The organism is Brachybacterium sp. AOP24-D1-21 (assembly GCF_052378665.1).
Lineage (GTDB): Bacteria > Actinomycetota > Actinomycetes > Actinomycetales > Dermabacteraceae > Brachybacterium.
This window is the reverse complement of record NZ_JBQSXX010000002.1, coordinates 328,579-349,194: the sequence shown is the minus strand read 5'-3', so window position 1 is coordinate 349,194 and position 20,616 is coordinate 328,579. Positions and strand designations below refer to the sequence as shown.

The 20,616-nt window shown below is 68.0% G+C and carries 16 protein-coding genes; 6 read left to right on the top strand and 10 right to left on the bottom strand.

From position 1 onward, the window contains the following. Positions 1-68: 68 nt before the first annotated feature. The 6 genes from ACT3UF_RS16245 to ACT3UF_RS16220 form a co-directional block, all read right to left on the bottom strand. Positions 69-839: an ABC transporter ATP-binding protein gene (locus tag ACT3UF_RS16245; protein ID WP_441443297.1), complete on the bottom strand. Its 771-nt coding sequence runs from the start codon at positions 837-839 to the stop codon at positions 69-71. Positions 840-852: 13 nt separating this feature from the next. Then, a complete protein-coding gene (locus ACT3UF_RS16240; protein ID WP_441443298.1) occupies positions 853-1,779 on the bottom strand; it encodes an ABC transporter permease in 927 nt (308 codons plus the stop codon). Continuing rightward, complete coding sequence (locus tag ACT3UF_RS16235; protein ID WP_444502303.1) at positions 1,776-3,881, bottom strand: glycosyltransferase; 2,106 nt, start codon at positions 3,879-3,881, stop codon at positions 1,776-1,778. The genes ACT3UF_RS16240 and ACT3UF_RS16235 overlap by 4 nt, the downstream gene beginning before the upstream one ends. A 56-nt stretch (positions 3,882-3,937) precedes the next feature. Continuing rightward, positions 3,938-5,098 carry a UDP-galactopyranose mutase gene (gene glf / locus ACT3UF_RS16230; RefSeq protein ID WP_441443300.1) on the bottom strand — a complete coding sequence of 387 codons (1,161 nt, stop codon included), beginning with the start codon at positions 5,096-5,098 and terminating at the stop codon, positions 3,938-3,940. A gap of 135 nt (positions 5,099-5,233) precedes the next feature. Then, the gene (locus ACT3UF_RS16225) at positions 5,234-6,130 is read right to left on the bottom strand and encodes a glycosyltransferase (RefSeq protein ID WP_444502302.1); all 897 of its coding nucleotides are present in this window, start codon (positions 6,128-6,130) and stop codon (positions 5,234-5,236) included. Next, positions 6,127-7,134, bottom strand: coding sequence for a glycosyltransferase (locus ACT3UF_RS16220; protein ID WP_441443302.1), 1,008 nt, complete (start codon positions 7,132-7,134; stop codon positions 6,127-6,129). Before ACT3UF_RS16220 ends, ACT3UF_RS16225 begins: the two co-directional genes overlap by 4 nt. A gap of 638 nt (positions 7,135-7,772) precedes the next feature. Between ACT3UF_RS16220 and ACT3UF_RS16215 the strand changes: the two genes are divergently transcribed. Continuing rightward, positions 7,773-8,690 (top strand): LCP family protein, encoded by a 918-nt coding sequence (locus ACT3UF_RS16215; protein WP_444502301.1) that lies wholly within the window; start codon positions 7,773-7,775, stop codon positions 8,688-8,690. 69 nt (positions 8,691-8,759) lie between these two features. Here the strand turns inward: ACT3UF_RS16215 and ACT3UF_RS16210 are convergent, their stop codons facing one another. Next, the gene (locus tag ACT3UF_RS16210; RefSeq protein WP_444502300.1) at positions 8,760-9,479 is read right to left on the bottom strand and encodes a glycosyltransferase family 2 protein; all 720 of its coding nucleotides are present in this window, start codon (positions 9,477-9,479) and stop codon (positions 8,760-8,762) included. Between the two features lie 168 nt (positions 9,480-9,647). Between ACT3UF_RS16210 and ACT3UF_RS16205 the strand changes: the two genes are divergently transcribed. The 4 genes from ACT3UF_RS16205 (at position 9,648) to ACT3UF_RS16190 (ending at position 14,562) form a co-directional block, all read left to right on the top strand. Next, positions 9,648-10,973 carry a nucleotide sugar dehydrogenase gene (locus ACT3UF_RS16205; protein ID WP_441443305.1) on the top strand — a complete coding sequence of 442 codons (1,326 nt, stop codon included), beginning with the start codon at positions 9,648-9,650 and terminating at the stop codon, positions 10,971-10,973. A gap of 4 nt (positions 10,974-10,977) precedes the next feature. Next, a complete protein-coding gene (locus tag ACT3UF_RS16200; protein ID WP_441443306.1) occupies positions 10,978-11,406 on the top strand; it encodes a DUF2304 domain-containing protein in 429 nt (142 codons plus the stop codon). Then, positions 11,403-12,458 (top strand): acyltransferase, encoded by a 1,056-nt coding sequence (locus tag ACT3UF_RS16195; RefSeq protein ID WP_441443307.1) that lies wholly within the window; start codon positions 11,403-11,405, stop codon positions 12,456-12,458. Before ACT3UF_RS16200 ends, ACT3UF_RS16195 begins: the two co-directional genes overlap by 4 nt. Before the next feature lie 148 nt (positions 12,459-12,606). Next, entirely contained in the window at positions 12,607-14,562 is a 1,956-nt protein-coding gene (locus ACT3UF_RS16190) for a DUF6541 family protein (RefSeq protein ID WP_441443308.1), read from the top strand. A 116-nt stretch (positions 14,563-14,678) separates the two neighbouring features. Here ACT3UF_RS16190 and ACT3UF_RS16185 read toward each other — a convergent pair whose 3' ends face one another. Together ACT3UF_RS16185 and wecB are read right to left on the bottom strand one after the other, a co-directional pair. Then, complete coding sequence (locus ACT3UF_RS16185; protein WP_444502299.1) at positions 14,679-15,848, bottom strand: glycosyltransferase family 4 protein; 1,170 nt, start codon at positions 15,846-15,848, stop codon at positions 14,679-14,681. 78 nt (positions 15,849-15,926) lie between these two features. Then, entirely contained in the window at positions 15,927-16,991 is a 1,065-nt protein-coding gene (gene wecB / locus ACT3UF_RS16180; RefSeq protein WP_444502298.1) for a non-hydrolyzing UDP-N-acetylglucosamine 2-epimerase, read from the bottom strand. Between the two features lie 214 nt (positions 16,992-17,205). Here wecB and ACT3UF_RS16175 point away from each other — a divergent pair, with 214 nt between their 5' ends. After that, positions 17,206-18,273 (top strand): hypothetical protein, encoded by a 1,068-nt coding sequence (locus tag ACT3UF_RS16175; protein WP_444608433.1) that lies wholly within the window; start codon positions 17,206-17,208, stop codon positions 18,271-18,273. A gap of 80 nt (positions 18,274-18,353) precedes the next feature. Here ACT3UF_RS16175 and ACT3UF_RS16170 read toward each other — a convergent pair whose 3' ends face one another. Beyond that, positions 18,354-20,477: a DUF6541 family protein gene (locus tag ACT3UF_RS16170; RefSeq protein ID WP_444502296.1), complete on the bottom strand. Its 2,124-nt coding sequence runs from the start codon at positions 20,475-20,477 to the stop codon at positions 18,354-18,356. Between the last annotated feature and the right edge of the window lie 139 nt (positions 20,478-20,616).

Sequence of the window (20,616 nt, the reverse complement as noted above, 5' to 3'; positions counted from 1 at the left end):
ATGGCCCGGCGGAAGCTGTTCGGACGGCTCGGACGGCTCGGGCAGCCCTGAGAGCTGAGAGAGGCGGCTCAGCCCGCGCGGAGCGTCGCGACGGCCTCGGTGGGGTCACCGTCGAAGATGGCCTGCCCCTTACGGAGCACCACGATGCGGGTGCACAGCTTCTCGAGCATCTCGAGCTCATGGGAGACGACCACCATGGTGCGGCCGGCCTCCTGCAGCTCACGGATCCGTTCGAGGCACTTGCGCTGGAACGGCTCGTCGCCGACGGAGAGGATCTCGTCGACCAGGAAGATGTCCGGCTCGGTGTGCACCGCCACGGAGAAGGCCAGGCGCAGGAACATCCCTGAGCTGTAGTACTTCACATCGGTGTCGATGAACTCCTCGATCTCGCTGAAGGCAACGATCTCCTCGAACTTCTCATCGATCTGCTCGCGGCTCATCCCGAGGATGGCGCCGTTGAGGTAGACGTTCTCGCGCCCGGAGAGGTCGGGGTGGAAGCCGGCGCCCACCTCGATCAGGCCCGCCACCCGGCCCCGCAGGAGCACCCGTCCGTGGTCCGGGTAGAGCACTCCGGAGATGGTCTTGAGAAGGGTGGACTTCCCAGAGCCGTTGAAGCCGATCAGCCCCACCGTCTCCCCCGCGTGCACCGTGAGGTCCACGTCGTCCAGGGCCAGGAAGGAGTCGGCCAGCTTCTTGCGCTTCAGCGCCGAGAACACGAGCTCCTTGAGGGAGTGGTCGTGGCGCAGGGAGAACTGCTTGGTGACGTGCTCGATGCGCACCATCTCGCGGTCGGTGGGGACCGCGGCGGAGGCGGGCACGGAGTCGATGTTCGGGCTCATCCGGGCGCTCCTGTCACAGTTCCTGGGCGAAGCGCCGCTTCGAGCGCTCGAAGAGGACGTTGCCGGCCACGAAGGTCACCGCCGCGATCAGCAGCCCGGCCCACCACAGCCCGAAGGGCTCGCCCGCGGCGGTGAGCGAGGGATCCGCGGCGACGGCCTCGACCACGGAGGGTGAATAGCGCCAGAAGGCGACGTGGAACAGCTCGACCACGATGGTCAGCGGGTTCAGCTGATACAGCCACCACCACACGGTCCCCCCGATCGCGTCCTCGACCATCGAGATCCGGTAGAGGACCGGCGAGAGCCAGGTCGCGACCATGACGATCAGATCCACGAAGTTCTCGACATCGCGGAAGGCGGCGTTGAGCGCCGCGGTGATCATGCCGAGCCCCATGGTGAACACCACCAGGATCACGATCCCGAGCACGAAGGCGATCGCTGCGGTGAACGAGGGCAACCACCCGAACAGCAGGGCGCCGACCACCAGCACCGCGAGCTGGGGCAGGAAGTGCACGAGCGCCACGATCATGCTCGCCCAGGGGAACAGCTCGCTGGGCAGATAGATCTTCGAGACCAACGCCTGGTTGCCCGTGATCGAACGGGTGGCGTTGCCGAACACCTCACCGAAGAGGTTAACCACCACGATCCCGCTGAAGAGGTACACCGCGTAGGCGGGGGTGTCGCGCTGGAGCTGCAGGAAGACACCCAGCGCGATGTAGAAGACGATGAACTGCACGGCGGGCTTGACGTAGCTCCACAGCATGCCCAGGGCGCTGCCGCGGTAACGCACCCGCAGCTCCTTGCGCACGAGCAGGCGCAGCAGGAAGCGCTCGCGGATCGGGTTCAGCCAACCTGCGTCCTGCCCCGGGGCCCGCCAGCCCTCGGCCTGCTCCGCGCGCGACGGAAGCCGCGCAGTTCTGCCGGTTCCGGTCGCGGTCACGCCGCAGAGCCTCCGGTGCCGCCGCCGAGCTCAGAGCCCTCTTCGCGGTCCCGCTCCCGCACCGGTGCCGGGTTGTCCGCGAAGGTCTGCTCCCAGGCGTCGAAGGAGGTGATCCGTGAGGCGGATTCGCGGTAGCTGTCACGCAGCTCGTTCCAGCGGCGGTGCAGCTCGAGGTGGGCGGTGATCGCTTCGGTGAGCATCTCGCGCACCTGCTGCGGGTTGCGCTTGTACCAGGCGACCTGGGTGCCCTCGGCGTTGGAGACCAGTGCGCTGTCGTAGGCGGACAGCCGCCACCACTTCGCGTCGAGGTGCGGGATCACCGTCTGCGGGTTCTCCGCGGACCGGGGCTGCGTGGGCTTCAGCAGCTGCTTGGCGAGGGTCTTCGCCGTCCATACCGGGAGCATCAGCCGATGCGGCTGAGTGAAGGGACGTCCCTTCCGGGGCGGCTTGTCGATGTGGACCGGCGGGTACAGGTCCTGGTCCTTCTTGGCGACCGCGTCGTCGAAGTCCGCGGCCATCCCCCGGATCTGGGGAAGCTTGGTCCCGATCGAGGGGTGCAGGGCGTCGGGGCCCTCGAGCACGTCCCGCTGGGCCATGAGCCGGCCCGCCTCCGTGTAGTACTGCATGGAGATCAGGTGCTTGACATCCATGAACTGCGATTCCTTGACCACCCGGCCGCCGCGGGCGTACGGGGAGTGCAGCAGCGCGGTGATGATGCGGTTGCGCTCATGGAAGTAGGCCTGCCAGCCCACCAGGTCGTCCTTGTCCACCCAGCTCATGTGCCAGACCCCCGCGCCGGGCAGGGAGACCGTGGGATAGCCGGCCTTCTTCGCCCGCAGCCCGTACTCGGCGTCGTCCCATTTGATGAACACCGGCAGGCTGAGACCGATCGCGCGCACCGTCTCGGTGGGGATCAGGCAGCTCCACCAGCCGTTGTAGTCCACGTCCGCGCGGCGATGCAGCCAGGGGGTCGAGCGCAGCGGATCCAGCGCGAAGTCGTGGCCCATCTCGCCGCCGTCGTTCGCCAGCGCCGGCTGGATGCGCCAGGGATCGACGACCTCGCCGAAGGTGTGCAGCACCGAACGATTGTTGAGGTCGAACATGTGGGCGCCGACCAGGGTGGGGCGGGTGGCGAAGTCCGCGAAGGTCACCATCCGGATCAGCGACTCCGGCTCGAGCACGATGTCGTCGTCGCAGTTGATGACATAGGTGGAGGCACCGGCGGTCGACGCCTCATACATCCCGCGCGAGAAGCCGCCCGACCCACCGATATTCCCCTGCTCGATGACCCGCAGCTTCGAGCCCAGCGACTCCTGCAGCGGTGCGAGCTCCTCAGCATGGTCGTTCAACCGATCGGAGCCCTGGTCGATGACATACATGACGTCCAGCAGCGCACGCAGATCGTCATCCTCGGCAAGGGTGCGGATGTTCTCCAGGCAGTACTCGACCTTGTTCATCGTGGTCATGGAGATCGAGAAGCTGCCTTCGGTGCGGGCGAGGTCCGCGTCGGCGGTCCACTCAGCGCCCAGGATCGTCAGATCCTCCGCCCCGGCATAGGCGTCGAACCAGTACCAGCCGCCATCGCCGAAGGCCGTCAACGGCAGCTCGAAGACCTGTTCGCCAGCACCGCTGATGGTGCGGGACTCCTGGCGCTGCAGGGTGCCGCGAGCGGTCGAGCGCATCACCACGAGATGGCCGGAGCCGGCGGTGCGGATGGTCAGCCGGATCGCCCGCACCGGGGTCCAGCGCCGCCAGTAGCTCGCGGGGAAGGCGTTGAAGTAGGTGCCGAAGGAGCGCATCGACAGTGACGGGATGCGCGCCGAGTGCCGTTCGCTGAGCTCGCTGATGTCCACCGCCGCCTGCGCGGTGCGGTGCGACCCCTGGCCCTCTGCCTCACCCTTCGCAGTCCGGTCCGAGCCGCCGCCGAGCCCGAAGGCTCCTCCGGTGGCCCCGGAGCGGGCATCAGACGCTTCGATGTACAGCGGCACGATGTCCGGGGATGCTTCGAAGGGCAGGATCATGCGCTGCAGCACTCGCTGCGGGGCGCCCTGGCCGGGCTGGTCGGTCTCACGGGGTGCCGCTGTGGCAGTGGTGGCGTTCATGGTGCTCCTCGTCGGCGTTCGGCGGATGCCCCGTGTCAAGCGGCGGGGCGCTCGGGTCACGCCCGCAGCAGGTCGGACAGCTTGTTGTCGGCCATGGACAGGGCCGAGCCGATGGCCATGTGCATGTCCAGGTACTGGTAGGTGCCCAGTCGGCCACCGAACAGGGTGCGCGGCTCGGCCTCGGAGAGCTCGCGGTATGCCAGCACCCGTTCGCGGTCGCTGCCGGAGTTGATCGGGTAGTACGGCTCGTCCCCGGACTCGGCGAAGCGCGAGTACTCGCGCTGGATCACAGTGCGATCCGTGGGGTAGTAGTCGCGCTCGGGGTGGAAGTGGCGCGGTTCGATGATGCGGGTGTACGGAGTCTCGGCGTCGGCGTAGTTCATCACCGAGGTGCCCTGGAAGTCACCGACATCGAGGTGCTCGGTCTCCAGGTCGATGGTGCGCCAGCCCAGCTCTCCGAGCTCGAAGTCGAAGTAGCGGTCCATGGGACCGGTGTAGACCACCGGGATGTTCCCACGCACGGCGTCCTTGTTCAGCGGCTGCGAAGTGTCGAAGAAGTCGGTGTCGAGCTTCACCTCGATGTTCGGGTGATCCGCCATCCGCTCGAGCCACGCGGTGTAGCCCTGCTTCGGCAGGCCCTCGTAGGTGTCGTTGAAGTAGCGGTTGTTGTACGTGTAGCGCACGGGCAGGCGCGAGATGATCGAGGCGGGCAGGTCCTTGGGATCGGTCTGCCACTGCTTGCCCGTGTAGTTCTTGATGAACGCCTCGTACAGCGGGCGCCCGATCAGAGAGATGCCCTTGTCGTTGAGGTTCTCGGGGTCCTTGCCCGCGAACTCCCCGGCCTGCTCGGCGATCAGCGCACGCGCCTCGGACGGCGTATATGCGGACTGGAAGAACTGGTTGACGGTGCCGAGGTTGATCGGCATCGGATACACCACGCCCTGGTGGGTCGTGTACACCTTGTGCTGGTAGCCGGTGAACTCTGTGAAGCGGTTCACGTAGTCCCACACCCGCTGGTTCGAGGTGTGGAAGAGGTGGGCACCGTACTTGTGCACCTCGATGCCGGTCTGCTCGTCGGCCTCGGAATAGGCGTTGCCGCCGACGTGGGGACGCCGGTCGATGATGGTCACCTTCGCGCCGTGCTCGGCGACCGCGCGCTCTGCGACGGTCAGGCCGAACAGGCCGGAGCCGACGATCAGGAGATCAGGAGTCGACACAGGAGGTCCTTTCGATGCGTGCGGAGAGGTCCGCTCGATGCGTGCGGAGGGGTCCGCCGGAGACCCGCTCACAGTATCGGAGCTGGACCGGTGGGAGGAGACCGGACCCCGGCGCGCCGGGGTGTGTGGCCTCCCTCATGGTGTGACCGACATCGAGGAGGGCGTCGCCTGGACGCCCTGCTCGACGAAGCGACGGTATCCGATACGACGGGCCCATCCCGGGGCGAAGCGATAGAGCCCCCGCAGGGTGAGGTTGCGGGCGAACTGTGCCGGTCCGATCACCCTGTCCATCAGCATCCGGCGCTGCAGCTGCAGATCGCTCGAGAACAGCTTCCAGCCCCCGCGCCGAGCAAACAGCTCCTCGTCGACGCGATAGTCGACCAGCACCTCGGGACGGTTCCCCATCCGAGCACCGCCGAGCATCATCCGCTCCCACAGCCAGTAGTCCTCGAGCAGAGGGAGGTCGCGGTAGCCGCCGACGGCAAGCGCCACGGAACGCCGCATCACCACCGTCGGATGATGGAAGGGGCTGTGGTGCGGCAGATAGCGGACGATCTCCTCGTGCTCGAGCGGCCTCGTGCGCAACGGGCCCTGGCCGGGGTCGACCCGGTCGCTGAATTCCCGCATCGCTCCGCCGAGCAGGTCGAGGCCCTGCTCCTGCATGCACGGGATCTGGAGAGCGAACCGCTCCGGCCGGCACAGGTCATCCGCATCAGCGCGCGCGACCAGCTCATAGGGGCTGGCCTCGAGCCCGTCCTGGAGCGCTGCGGCGACGCCACGGTGCACATCGTGCCGGAGCACCTGGGCGGGACCGAACTCCCCGGCGCCGACCCGCTGCACCAGTGCTTCGAGCGCTGCCGGCAGCGGTCCGTCCACGGTGAGGATCAGCAGTTCAGGGCGACGCTGCTGGGCGATGGTCGCCGAGGTGAGGGCGAGCTCGACGCGATCTGGGAGGTCACGCCCCCACAGCGGCATCAGCACCGCGAACGGGGAAGGGTGTCCCGTGGCGGGAGGGTGGTCCGGATGGCTCACCGACCGGCCGCCCTCTCGATCGCACGGATGTCCGCCGCAGCGTCACCATCGGCCTGGAGGACCGTCGTGGAGGGCCGCGGCCCCCGGCGCAGAGCGGAGAGCAGGCCACGCAGCCCCACGCCGAGCAGGTCGCCGCGGTGGCGCAGCAGGAGCCGGAGCCAGCCCAGGGCGGTGGCGCCTCCGTGGATGACCTTCTCGAGCGGCGTGAAGGAGCTGGTGCGCAGCAGGGCCCAGAGCCGATTGCGCACGTCATAGTAGAAACGAGAACCGGGGCCGGTCTGGGCATTGCTGAACCGAGCGGTGCGGTGCTCGACGACGGAGCCGGGGACCTGGAGCCCCCGGCCGTGTCGCAGCAGGCGCCCGGTGTGCTCGAAATCGTCGGACCAGATGAAGTAGTCCGCGTAGGGCAGACCGAGACGGCGCACGTCCTGACCGTTCAGCAGCGCCGAGACGTAGCTCGCGGTGCGGATCGGGCGCCCTCCGGCGCGGGCGGCATCGCGCTTCTCCTGCGCGCTCGCCCCCAGCCGGCTGCGCTGGGTGTTCATGGGGTGGTCGCGCCCGTCGGTCCAGACAGCCCGCGAGCTGAGCACGCTCAGCCGCACCGGGGATGCCTCGAGGGAGCGCAGCAGCTCGCGCAGCGCGCTCGGACGCGGAACCGTGTCGTCATCCATCACCCACACCCAGTCCGCGTCATGACGCACCAGGGCGCGGGCGATTCCTGCCGCGAAGCCTCCCGCCCCACCGACGTTGCGGCGCAGATGGACGACATCCGCGTTCAGGGGATGCTCGTCCGCGACGGTGCCGCTCGCATCGGTCGAGGCGTTGTCGATGATGATCACCGCATCGGGACGGCGGTCCTGGTCCGCGAGTGCATCAAGGCACTCCTGCAGCAGCGTCTCGCGGTTGTAGGTCACCACGACCGCGACCACACGCGCAGAGAGCGCGTCGGGGTGTGCGGTGCTCTGCCGAGGCGTCCGGTCGCCTGCGGGTGCGGAATGTGTCACTGCGCCTCCTGCTGCTGGTTCGTGCCGCCTCGGCGGCGCGTCACCAGTGTACGGAGCACCGGGCGGCCGTTCCCACCTCCTCGATGGCCGTGGTGTGAAGGTTCTCGGGAGGTTCCTGGGAACATCCCTGCGCGATCGTGCCGCTGCGGCGCGGGATGCACCGGTGCGGCTACCCTGACGAACGCCGCATGCACCGAGGGCCACCACCCGCCGGGTCCCGCATGCGCCCGATGCCCCGAATGCACGGCTCTGGCCGGAAGGAGACAGCTGTGAGCGATCAGCCACCGCCACGCTCCCCACGGCCCGGAGGGCCTCGACGTCCCAGGGGGCACCGCGCGAGAACCGGTGGCAGCGCCCGCCCGGTCCCGAGACAGGGACGCCGCCCGGCCTCCCCAGCCGCTGACAGCCCGACGCCCACCCGTCCGCTGCCCCGCACCGAAGCCGGCGAGCCGGGTCCCGGCTACAGCGTCCCCGCGGCGCGCGCCGGCGTTCCTCCGCAGGGGCCGCGGCGCGATGCCACCGGCGACGGTCGGCATGACCATGGACGACACGACGCGGAGGCACCCGGACCGGCCGCCACGCCGCCCGGCGGTACTCCGCTCCCCCGCACCTCCCGCAGCCGCCACGCTCCCCGACCGGTGCGCCTGGGGGCCACGCTGCTGGTCCTGGTGCTCGTGGTGGTGCTGGGCTGGGGCGCCGGGCTGCTGCTGTGGACGCAGAGCCGGATCGAGCATGTCGATGCGCTGTCCGAGGCGGCGAACACTCCGGGGACCACCTATCTCATCGCGGGCTCCGACAGCCGCGGTGGGGAGACCGTCGACTCCGACGGCACCGAAGGTGCCCGCACCGACACGATCATGCTCCTGCATAAGGCTCCGGGCGGGAACAGCTACCTGATCTCGTTGCCTCGAGACACCCTGGTCGACATCCCCGGCAAGGGCGGCTACAAGCTCAATGCGGCTTACGCCTTCGGCGGGGCTCCGCTGCTGGTCGAGACCGTCGAGCAGTTCACCGGGCTCACGGTGGACCACTACGTCGAGGTCGGCTTCGACGGCGTCGCGCAGGTGGTGGATGCGGTGGGTCACGTGAACCTGTGCATCGACCAGGACGTCGACGACAGGCGATCCGGCCTGGTCATGACCGAGGGCTGCCACGACGTCGGCGGTGAGCAGGCACTGGCCTTCGTGCGCGCCCGTTACTTCGATCCCACCGCGGACATCGGACGCCAGCAGCGTCAGCAGCAGTTCGTGGGAGCTCTGATGGATCGCGTCACCTCACCGTCGGTGCTGCTGAACCCGATCAAGCAGCTGCGGCTGGCCGGAGCCGGTTCGGGGGCGCTGACCACGAGCGAGGGCACCGGGATCATCGATGTGGGACGGATGGCCCTGACCGCCCGCAGCGCCATGAACTCGGGAGGGACGCTCAGCATCCCGATCGAGGACCCCGAGTACCAGACGAAGCATTCCGGGGTCGCGCTGCTCACCGATGAGGACGACGTCGCCGCCTTCTTCGCCTCGGTGGCGGACGGCTCCGCGGAACCTGCCCCCACGAAGTAGGCGGCACGGCAGCCCCTGCGCCCCTGCCCCGCTGGTGCGGCAACCGCAGTCGGTGCCGCTGGGGCAGACTCAGCGGAACAGCATGTCGATGACGATGTTCACCGAGTTCAGGACCGACTGGCCCTTCGAGCGGGAGTAGTCGGTGTAGAGGATGTGCACCGGGTGCTCGGCCACGGTGAACTTGTGGCGCCCGATCTCCTCGACGATCTCGGAGGCATGCGCCATCCGGTTCTGCTCGATGGCCATCTTCTCGCAGACCTCGCGTCCCAGCACCCGCAGCCCGTTGTGCGCATCAGTGAGCTTCACGCCGGTGGTGAAATTCGTGTACCAGATGGCGCCGCGCAGCACGACGCGCTTGAGCAGCCCGGGCTTGGTGCGGGAGTCCAGGAAGCGGGAGCCGAGCACGATGTCCACACCCTCGGCCTCGCGCTGGGCGATCATCGCGGCGGCGTCGTCGACCTGATGCTGACCGTCCGAGTCGAAGGTCACGATCTGCCGCATGTTCGGGTCACGCAGCGCGTAGTCGATGCCCGTCTTGAGTGCGGCGCCCTGCCCCATGTTGTACGGGTGGCGGACGACCACCGCACCGGCCTCTTCGGCGATCCTGCCGGAGTCGTCATGGCTGCCGTCATCCACGCACACCACGAGCGGGTAGCGGGTGCGCAGGTCACGCAGGACGTCCGCGACGACCTGGCCCTCGTTGAACAGGGGGACCACGAACCAGGTGCTGTCAGCACCGGGCGACTCTGAGGTGGCGGGCACCTCGGGTGCGGGATCGGACGTGCTCAAGTGCTCTCCTTCTGGGGTGCCGGACGGACGTGAGAACACCGACGATTCGGCGGCACGGGATGCAGGATCCCGAACGGCCGTTGAGGATACCCTGTCACGGTGGACTGCCCCTGGTGGTCATCGACGCGCACGTGGCATCCGAGAGGTGCCCCACGAGGAGGAATCGACATGAAGACAGCTGTTGTCGCTCTGGGCAAGATCGGGCTGCCGCTCGCGGTGCAGTTCGCCGATTCCGGCCACGAGGTGGTCGGGGTCGATGTGAACCCGCGCCAGGTCGAGCTGATCAATGCCGCGACCGAGCCGTTCCCGGGTGAGGCGCATCTGCAGGAGAAGCTCTCCGAGCTGGTTCCGGCCGGGAAGCTGAGGGCCACCACCGACTACGCCGAGGCGATCCCTGGCGCGGATGCGGTCGTGATCGTGGTGCCGCTGTTCGTGAACGACACCACCTGGGAGCCCGACTTCGCGTGGATGGATGCCGCGACGCGGTCCCTGGCCGAGCACCTCACCCCCGACACCCTCGTCTCCTACGAGACGACCCTGCCGGTCGGCACGCTGCGCACCCGCTTCGTGCCGATGATCGAGGAGATCTCCGGGCTGAAGGAGTCTGTGGACTTCTTCGCCGTGTTCTCCCCCGAGCGGGTCCTGACCGGGCGCGTGTTCGAGGACCTGCGCAAGTACCCCAAGCTGATCGGCGCGATCAGCGAGGCCGGCACGCAGCGGGCCCGCGAGTTCTACGAGTCCGCGCTCCAGTTCGATGAGCGCCCCGACCTGAACAAGCCCAACGGCGTGTGGGACCTCGGCTCCCCCGAGGCCAGCGAGCTGGCGAAGCTCGCCGAGACCACCTACCGGGATGTGAACATCGGGCTCGCCAACGAGTTCGCGCTGTTCGCGCAGGACAACGGCATCGATGTCTACAAGGTCATCGAGGCGTCGAACTCACAGCCCTACTCCCACATCCACCAGCCCGGCATCGCCGTGGGCGGGCACTGCATCCCGGTCTATCCGCGGCTGTACCTGTCGACCGATCCGCTGGCGGAGACGGTCCGCACCGCCCGCACGCTGAACGCATCGGTCCCGGCGAAGCTCGTGGAGCGGGCCGCGAACCTGCTCGGCTCGCTCACGGGGATGAAGGCCGTGGTGCTCGGCGCGTCGTACCGCACCGGGGTGAAGGAGACCGCGTTCTCCGGTGTGTTCCCCGTGGTCGAGGCGCTGCGTGAGCATGGCGCCGAGGTCGCGGTCCACGACACCTACTACGACGACACCGAGATCGAGGGCTTCGGCTGGGCGCCGTACCACCTCGGCGACGCCGCGGATCTGGTGATCGTCCAGACCAACCACGCCGAGTACAAGGACCTCACCGCAGCGGACGTGCCCGGGATCAAGCTGATCGTGGACGGCCGCAACATCACCACCGCCGAGAACTGGCAGGGCACCCCCCGCCTCGTCCTCGGCGACGGCTCCGCCTCCACCCACCAGCGGACCGACCAGGCCTGAGCCGATGGATGCCACCGACATGATCCTGGCCCTCGGCCCCGGCCTCGGGGTGGGCAGCCGGACCTTCATCATCCAGCTCCTCCTGGTGCTGGGCATCGTGGCGATCGTCGCCTGGCTGTTCATCAAGCGTGGCGCCAAGCAGCTCGCGGTGCGCCGCCTGCTGATCCTCGCCTTCGCCGCATTCGCCGTGGTGACAGTGCTGTTCCCGGGAGCGCTCAGCCGGGTCGCGAATATCGTCGGGGTGGGCCGCGGCGCTGACCTGCTCCTCTATGCGACGGTGCTGGTGCTGCTGGGCTTCCTCGCTCTGCAGGAGGCCCGCACCAAGGCCGCGGAGAAGCGCACCACGCACCTGGCGCGCCGGCTCGCGCTGGACGAGGCTGAGCAGCCCTGGCAGTACCGCGAGCGCGAGCTCCGCACCCCCCGCTCGGAATGAACGGAGAAGAGCGCACCTACCTGCCTTTTCTCGACGTCACCCGGATCCTCGCCGTCCTCGGCGTCGTGGTGATCCATGTCGTCGGCGGAGGGGTCGGGGCCGGTGAGGCGGGCCTCGGGATCGTCGCGCTCGACATGGCGTTCAAGTGCGCCGTGCCGATCTTCTTCATGATGTCCGGGGCGCTGAGCCTCGACCCTCGAGCACATCGCCACGGCCCCGCAGAGTTCCTGCGCCGCCGGATGACACGCGTCGTCCCGGCGCTGGTCGTCTGGTCGGCCTTCTACCTGGTGGTGATCCGCGGGCTGGTGTCGGGGAGCCCGGTCGGCTCCTTCGCGGAGCTGGTCGACCTGATCATCACGGGCGAGACGTACACGCACCTGTACTTCCTCTTCGCGATCGCAGGCCTGTACCTCATCACCCCGTTGCTGGCGTCGTTCCTCGCGGACGATGAGGGTCGGCGAAGCTGGATCGTGGGGCTGTTCGCAGCGAGCTGGACCGTCCTGGTGACGGTCGCCGGGCAGGCGGGAGGACGCGGGTCGATCTCGATGGTCCCGGTCGCCGCCGGCAGCCTCACGTTCTTCCTGCTGTACACCGGGTACTTCGTGCTCGGCCGCGCAGTCCTGGTAAAACCGATCCCCCGCTGGGCGGGGGCCCTCGGCCTGGTGACGGTCCCTGGCTTCATCGCCCTGATCACCTGGCTGTTCGTCGCCAGTCGAGGAGCTGCCCCGACGTGGGTCGCGGTCCTCGCCCCCGTCTACGGGTCGCTGCCCGTCGTCGCCTACTCCGTCGTGCTGATGGCGTCCGTCTCCAGCCTGTGCGCTGGCTGGCGGGTCTCCGAACGCACCGAGCGGAGGCTCCGCACCCTCGGGAACGCGACCTTCGGCATCTTCCTGGTGCACTTCGCGGTGCTCGTCGTGCTGCGCGAGGTGTTCCCGGTGCTCGATGTCTACGATGTCGGCCCGATGGCTCTCACCTGGACGCTCACCGTGCTGCTCTCGACCGTCATCGCGCTGATCGGTCAGCGGACTCCGCTGTTGAGGCGGATCTTCTGATCCTCCGCCCGGCAGATACGCTGGCTTCGTCCCACCACTGCCCAGTGGTGGGGCCTCCAGGTCCGCGCCCCGAGTCCTACTCCAGGAGGAAGCCCGTGCTCTCCATTCGTCGTGGCTTCTCGGTCACCGGGGTCCTCCCCCTTCGCGCATGATCGATCTGCTCTGGTTCTCCTGGGCGGCCGCCTTCGCCCTGGTTCTCGCCTACCTGCCGGGCGTCGTCCTCGCTCGCGCGCTCGGCATCGCGTGGCGCGCCGCCGCAGCCGTCGCACCAGCGGTGACCGCCTGCGTCTTCGGCAGCGGCGCGATCGTCGTCGCATTGATCGGGATGCCGTGGAATCTGGTGTCCGCGCTCCTGATGACGGTGCTCGCCGGCCTCGTGCTCTGGGGACTGCGGCTCGCCATCGAACGATGGCTGCGCTCTGCACGAGCCCGTCACGGCCAGGGGTCGGACCTGCACACCGCACCGGCGGGCACCTCCCGTCCGCTGCTGGTTCGAGGGCCTGTCTCTCTGCTGGTCCTGGCCGCTGCGACGGCTCTCGCCGTGGTCCCGATCCTGGCCTCCTTCGGCTCACCGGGGCAGCCGCTGCAGAGATGGGATGCGCTGTTCCATCTCAGCGCGCTGCAATGGATCCGGGAGACCGGCTACGGCTCGACCCTGAGGTTCGCCTCACTCTCGACGACCGACGGCTCAGGCGGGGTCTACCCCGCGGCGTTCCATGACATCGCGGCACTGGTGCCGCTCGCCCCGACGCCCATCGTCCTGAACGCCGCGACCCTGATGCTCGCCCTGGTGCCCTGGGTCTACGGCATCATGTTCCTGACCCGTATGCTGTGGCCACGACTGAGCTGGGGACCGCTGGCTGCGGGCACGGCCGCCGCGATCGCCCCCGCGGTGCCGCTGAGCGAATGGATCCATCTCGCGGCCATCCCCAACCTCGTCGCCTCCGCCTTCCTGCCGGGCGTGCTCGGGGTGACCGTCGCCGGGTTCCGCGCCCTGCGCTTCCGTCTCTCCGGGCACCACGGAGAGACGGTGCTCCCGCTCGTGGTCGCGGTCGTCCTGGGCGCTGTGGGACTGGGCCTGATGCATCCGAACGTCTTCATCGCGCTGTGCCTGCTGATCACTGCTGCGGCCCTGGCCGGAGCCGTCGAGCAGCGCCGTCGACGCCCGCGCCTCGCACGCTTCAGCGCTGTGGTGGTCCTGCTCGGGCTGCTCCCGGTCCTCGTGATCGCCGTGCTCCCCGCCTCCGGGGTCGCCGGCGACTTCGTCGGGGGGCTGGTGATCTCCCCCCTCCGCGCGGTGGGCGAGATGTCTTCCGGACTGCTGACGGTGTGGGCGATGGCGACCGGGCCGCTGCTGTGGCTGCTCGGTTACCTGGGGGTCTGGGCACATCTGCGGCGAGGCAGCGCGGTGCTGCCGGTGGTGCTGCTGGTGCCGCTGGTGCTGTACATGGACGCCGCGATCGACTCCTCGCTGCGCCTCTCGGCGCTCTGGTACAGCGGTCAGGACCGCATCTCGATGCTGTTCACCCTGGTGGTGTGCCTGCTGGTGGTCCCGGGGCTGGCCCACCTCGACCGTCAAGTGCGCAGGATCGAACGACCTGCCCAGCAGTTCCTGAGGATCCTGGGCCTGGCCGCCTGCGTGCTGCTGGCCGCCTCGACCATCGGGCCGCGCCTGGAGTACGCCGGGCGGAACCTGGATCTGGATATGACCGGGAGAGCCCGCTACTTCGACGCCGAGGAGTACGCGATGCTCCAGGAGGTCGGGGCCATGATGGACACCGACAAGGTGCTGCTGGCCAGTCCCTTCTCCGGCGGCGCTCACCTCTACGGGATGACAGGCCAGACCGTGCGTTTTCCCGCGGCGGGGATGCGCCCCAGTTCGACGGATGAGCAGCGGATGGACGATGTGCTCGCCGCTCCCGAGGATCCAGCCGCCTGTGCGCGGCTCGAAGACGCGAACATCGGCTACGTGTACGCAGATCAGCGACCGTACAACGTGGGCGGCAGGTTCACCCGCCTGGACCAGGCGAGCCCGGCGCTGGGGACGGTGATCGGCCGCACCGACCACTCGATCATGATCGAGATCGACTGCGCGGCCGACTAGTCGTCTAGAAGACCAGTCGTTCGGAAAACCAGTCGTTCGGAAGACCAGTCGTTCGGAAGGCCAGTCGTTCGGAAAACCAGTCGTTCGGAAGGCCAGTCGTTCGGAAGACCAGTCGGTCAGAAGAGCGGCGCGAGCGCCGTGACCGCGCGGTCCCCGCTCGCGTCGAGGCTTGCGTCCTGCTCGGTCCAGCGACGCAGCAGTGCGGGATCCGGGCGGTCCTCGCCCGAGAGCGCGGCCCGCATCGCCGCGGCGACCGACTCCGCGTCGTAGGGGGTCGACCAGCCCAGGCCGTTCTCCTCGACCAGGCGGTTGCCGTAGCCGTCACCGGACTGGATCACCGGGATCCCGCAGGCCGTGGCAGCGAACATCTTGGTGGCGACCGCGAAGTCGTAGCCCTGGCCCGGGGTGACCGAGCTCAGGGAGGCGACGGAGCCTCGGATATAGGCGGAGATCTCCTGGGCGGGCAGGCGACGACGGAACTCGACCCCGTCGAGCCCTCGGTCCCGGGCCCGCTGCTCGAGCTCGTCCCGGTGCGCACCCTCGGAGAAGAACAGCATCCGCAGGCCAGGATGATCAGCCCGCACTCGCTCGTACGCGTCCAGGAAGATCCCTGCGCCGTGCCACTCGGACACGGTCCCGGTGTACACGAAGTACGGACCGGGCTCCTCCGCGCTCGGCCCCTCCGGCGTGAAGTCGTCGATGTTGATGCCGTTGCCGACGACTGCCACCGAAGCCCGCGGCCCGATCAGCTCGATGATCCGATCGTGGACGCCCTGCGAGGTGGCCAGCAGCACGCTCGCGCGGCGCCAGACCAGCTTCTCCATGACGCGGACCGCCTTCCGCACGATCCACGGGACACCCTCGACGGTGCCGGTCGCATCCGCCCACACATCGGCGGCGTAGTACGCATAGGGCACCCGTCGCAGCGCGGCTGCGGCCATCACGGCCAGTCCCGTGGTGGGAGGCGGCTCGGAGACGACGCCGGCGAGGTCACGCTGGGCCAGCAGACGGAAGAACAGCGGGATATCGAAGCTCAGGTAGGAGACGTACCCCTTGACATGCCCCTGGCGGTCCCGCTTGACGGGCCAGCGGGAGACCTCGGAGACCCGGTCAGGGATCTGCTTGAGCCCTGGCGCGGTGGTGGTCATCACGCGCACGGTGTGCCCTGCGCGCTCCATCGCCCGCACCAGCGCCTCGTTGCGGGATGCCGCGGGAGTCGGTTCAGGGGCGAACAGCCGGGTGGCGACGACGAACGTGCCTCGCTTCCGACGGGAGTGCTTCGCCACGCAGTGACCCTCCATCTTCCTCATAGCTTCGGGACCGATTCACGGTAGCACCGACCAGATTGCTGTTCGGCACCAGTCTCAGGCGTGATCGCGCAAGGCATCGATACCGCGGAGGGCCGCGTTGCCGTCGCCGTAGTGGGCGGGACGGTCCGCGGTGGGGCGGGAGCGCATCACGGAGGCGGTGAGGTCGGCAGGATCGAGGATGAGGCGGTTCCAGTCGTTCTCGAGGGTCTCGACCCACTCGGTCTCGGTGCGGATCGTCGAACCGGGGGTGCCCAGCAGATACGCCTCCTTCTGCAGGCCCCCGGAATCGGTGACCACGGCGCGTGCATGCTGGACGGCGTTGATGAGGTCGGGATAGGCAACGGGCTCGCCGACGTGGACCGCACCGCCGGCCAGCTGGATCCCGGCGTCCTTAGCCTTGGCGACCAGACGGGGGTGGGCGAACAGCGCCAGCGGGATCTCGAGCGCCTGCAATGCCTTGATGATCGCGCGGAGCTTCTCGGGGTCGTCGGTGTTGTCGGCGCGGTGGATGGTCGCGACGGCGTACTCGCCGGTGGGGTCGATCCCCTCGGGCAGGGCGACCGGAGCGCCCTTGACGGAGGCGGCGACCCGCAGGCACACATCGGTCATCACGTCGCCGGTGACCAGGGTCCGCTCGGCGAGGCCCTCGGCGGCGAGGTGCTGACGGGCGACCTCGGTGGGGGCGAGGAGGAGGTCTGCGGCGTGGTCGGTGAGCACGCGGTTGTGCTCCTCGGGCATGCGGCGGTTGAAGGACCGCAGCCCGGCTTCGAGATGGGCGACCTTGATGTGCATCTTCACGGCGGAGAGGGTCCCGGCGAGGGTGGAGTTGGTGTCGCCGTAGACGAGGGTCCAGTCGGGCTGGTGCTCCTCGAGGACCTCGTCCATCCCGCTCAGCATCGCGCCGGTCTGGCGACCGTGGGAACCGGAACCGACGGCGAGGTTCACATCCGGCGCGGGGATCCGCAGGTCCGCGAAGAAGACATCGCTCATCGCGGCGTCGTAGTGCTGTCCGGTGTGGACGATGACGTGCTCGACGTCGTCCCGCTGCGCGGCGGCATCCGCGACCGCGGCGAGCTTGACGAACTGCGGGCGTGCGCCCACGACGGACAGGATCTTCATACGGGCCTTCTCCTCCAGCGATCAATCGCGACTCCCGCAGTGTACGGACTCCGATGGCTCCCCAGCGCGGAACCTGTGCGAATCCCCGCCGCCCTGCCTAGCCGCATGTTCCCTGGCATGTGCTCCTATACTGAACCCCGTGCCTCGACCGTCTCTCCTCGTGATCAGCCTCTCCCCCATCCACCGCGATGCGCGGGTGCTTCGCCAGCTCTCGGTGGTCGCCGAGTTCGGAAACGTGACCACTGTCGGTTACGGACCAAAGCCCGAGGGTGCCGACGAGCATCTGCAAGTGCCCGACGGACTGAGCACGCTCCCCCAGACTCCGCTCGGCATCGCGAAGCTCGGCTTACGTCGGCTACGCGCCGCGGAGCTCGACGCCCCCGCCTCGCGGTGGGTGCTGCAGGCACTGTCAGGCCGTCGCTTCGACGTGGTCGTCGCAAATGAGGCGCGCATTCTCGCGCTCGCGGACCGCGTGGCGGACGGCGCCCCTATCTGGGCGGACATGCACGAATGGGCACCCGAGGAGCGGACACACATCCTGTCCTGGCGGTTGCTGGTTGCCCCGCTCATGGACCACCTCTGCCGCACCTATCTGCCACGCTGTGCAGCCATCACCACGGTCGGCGACAGAATCGGTGAGCTCTACCTCTCGCGCTATGGCGTCGAAGCTCGCACGATGCGAAACTCCTCTCCCTACCGCGACCTTCCTGTAGGTGACGTCACAGACGATGTAGTGCGCTTGGTGCATTCGGGCGCTGCCGTCCAGGGCCGAAACCTCGAACTCACCATCGACGTCGTCAGTGCTCTGCCGGAGCGCTTCTCCCTGGACCTCTATCTGGTTCCGGCCAACGACGGAGGGAAGTACCTCCGCAGCCTCACCGAGCGTGCACCGGTGGATGGCCGCGTCCGATTCCTGGATCCGGTTCCTCCGATGGCGCTGCCCGACACGCTAAACTCCTACGATCTCGGGGTTTTCTGGCTCCCGCCCGTCCACACGAACGGTCGCCTCACGCTTCCCAATAAGTACTTCGACTACGTGCAGGCCCGGCTCGGCATCGCCGTGGGCCCGTCGCCGGAGATGGCTGATCTCACCGAGCGTCATGCACTGGGAGTGGTGGCCGACGACTTCCGTCCGGAAACCATCACCGCTTCGCTGCGCGACGTCACGTCGGAAGAGATCCGCACCTGGAAGCAGCATGCGGACCATGCCGCTCACGAACTCTCCTTCGAATCCGACGCGCAGGTAGCCCGCGACATCCTCGGTGCTCTCCTCACGGCCTGACCGCACACCCGGCACTATCGCGGGAACCGTCAGTTCCCAGAGCTCGCGGCTCAGCCGCCGTGCGGCGTCGAGTCGTCCGTCTACGTCGGCGCTTCTCCGTCTTCGTCGGTCGTGCCGGTTACGGTAGTACCGCGCCACCTCTCGGTCCACCAGTTCTCCCGAGAGTCGATCTCTCCACACGCATCGATTCGCCAGAGCGTCGCGTCTCCGACCGAGGCGACCTCGGTGAATCCTGCGGACGTGTCGACATCGTAAAGTCCGGGTAACGTGGAATCCCGCAGGTCCCCTTCGTAGCGCACCGGGTCATCCTCGTAGTAATACATGATCCCGTAGTGCCGCAGGACGTCGCAGACTTGAGGATCTGATTGGATGTCTGCGAAGTGCTGGGCGAGATAGACCCCGTCTTCGTCCAAAGAGCGGATGGAGACTTGGGTGAAGACCGAGTCCACATCGCTGAGGGCGGGCGCGTAGCCGATTCCGGTGAGCGAGTCACCGAGCACCACCGCTCCCTCGGGAACCAGCCCATCAAGGCTTTCCAGCAATTCCAGCTCTGCCTCCGAGCCGATGATCGCCCGTTCGCCAACCGACGGTGCTGCGGGAGAATATGCCGCCTGCCATGACAGGAACGCCCCCAGGCCCAGATGCGCGACGAGGAACACCGCGACAGCCGCACGCACGGGGAGTCTGCCTCCGAGTCGTTGCAACGGACGTAGCCGCCCGGGCCACGTGACGACGGCCTCATCGTCCCCGTTCTCAGCCTCCGGTCCCTCCCACAGCATCGACAGCGCCATCGGGAGGAGCAGCGCGAGGAAGACGACCTGGATCGCGAACAGGCGGTAGACGTCGGAATACCAGATCCCCGACAGATTTGAGAGGAACGGGATCGGGAAGTACACCCCGAGGACCAGAAGCGTCTGCATCCCCCAGGCCGCGAGCACCCACCGGGAGCGGCGTGTGCGGGTAGCTGCCGCAATCCCCAGCAGTGTGACACTCCCATAGAACAGTGCTAGAAGAGTGAGCACGAAGGGGTTCGGTGTCGTCGGCCAGAGCACCAAGGTACTGGTCAGTCGGGCGAGAAAGCCACTCCACTCCCCGATCACGGGCCGTGAGAGCGACGCCTGAACCTGGGGATGGGAGAGGACACCCACGAGCACGATCGTGACGATCGCGGTCGAGAGTAGCGCCACCACCACGACACGCCATCGCGGCCAAACCCGCCACAGCCTGCGCACCAGTCGGACGGTCAGCACGACAACCCCGGGGGCGCAGACCCACAGCGGGGTGAAGATAAAGGTGGAGTGGGAGAGCACCATCCCCGCCGTTCCAGCGAGCAGGACGAGGACGCTCCCCACGTAGCGCACCCAGTTCCGTGACAGGCCTCCCCGCGCCAGATCGAAGACCGCTGCGGCACCCATCGCCAACACACCGGGGAAGAGTGCGAGGGCGAGCGCATTGGGCCAGAAGCCCTTGCCCACAGCCATAAAGTCCGGGAAGGCCACGAAACCGGCAGCGACCAACGGGGTCAATACGATCATCAGGCGACGTCGCGGGAAGACCTCTGCGCCGAGGCTGGCCATCCCGATGAGAAAGATCACCGGGGTGACGAGATAGCTGAGGACATGGGCTACCTCGACGACCGCTCCGGGCGCGGCGACGAGCGATGCCAGTGCGTGCCATACAGCGGGATACGTAACGTCTAGGACACGCAGCCCGTGGTTCCAGTTCATTCCCCCGAACATCGAGGCATTCCCAGTGTTCATCACGGCGTTGATGCCGTTGTAGTGGAACATCGGATCGGTGAGCGAACTAGGGAAGTACGGGTCCACGAGCAACAGCACCGGAACCCAGTGGAAGAGCACCGCGATCGCGACTGCGGCTGCAACCACCAGTCGTCGACGCACCGTCCACGACGAACCCGGCACCACGCCACCGAGGGCACGGCCCTCCTGACCGGACCTATGCAGGACCATCCGGTACGCCACGACGAGGAGCGCGGAGGCACCGATCACGGCGAGGAAAGACCAGATACCCCAGGCAACGTGCAGGAGGTCAAGGACAATGCCTCCTACCCCAATCAACCCGCAAGTAATGGCTGGCGCGAACCCCAGCGAGAGGTTCCACCGAACATCGGCGAGCCGGAGGATGAGCATCCCGGGCAGGTAGAGGAGCGCAAGCAGTGCCACTAGGAGCGGGGCGGTGCTCATCCAAGCCTGAAGATGCTCCATGCACTGCCCTCCCATGGTCGGGGCACCGAAGGACGGTGACCTAGAATCGAGCTATATCCAGGAGTCAGACTATGCGGTGCGCCGTTCTTCCCCGCACAGGATCTCCCACACCGCATCT